This window comes from Nocardioides abyssi, assembly GCF_030412915.1.
Taxonomy (GTDB): Bacteria; Actinomycetota; Actinomycetes; order Propionibacteriales; family Nocardioidaceae; genus Nocardioides; species Nocardioides abyssi.
This window is the reverse complement of sequence record NZ_JAUHJR010000208.1, coordinates 1-274: the sequence shown is the minus strand read 5'-3', so window position 1 is coordinate 274 and position 274 is coordinate 1. Positions and strand designations below refer to the sequence as shown.

The following is a 274-nucleotide window of genomic DNA, read 5'->3' as shown; positions in this document are numbered from 1 at the left end:
CCAAAGCCCGTCGAAGCGGCGACAAGGCCGATGCACAGTGCGCGCACCGCGCTGCCCGGCGGTGCGAGAAAGGTCGCCCCGAGGCTGGCGGCGGCCAGCGCAAATCCAAGCCATATCGGCGGCTCGCTCGGCAACTCGAAGTAGATCGCGATGCCGAGCCCCATCGCGACCGGCAGCCATAGCATCCAGCGACCGCGCTCGGCATCGAATTGCCGTACAATCCAGGTGCGTGCCCCCGACACGCGCTCCCCCTCGCCGTCTCCTGTATGCCGCC

At 69.0% G+C, this 274-nt stretch carries 1 protein-coding gene; it reads right to left on the bottom strand.

Annotation, left to right across the window (positions count from 1 at the left end; all coding sequences use genetic code 11):
- Window positions 1–242, bottom strand: a 242-nt coding sequence (locus tag QWY29_RS20510; protein WP_300963071.1) for a hypothetical protein, incomplete at its 3' end; no start/stop codon positions are given.
- Between the last annotated feature and the right edge of the window lie 32 nt (window positions 243–274).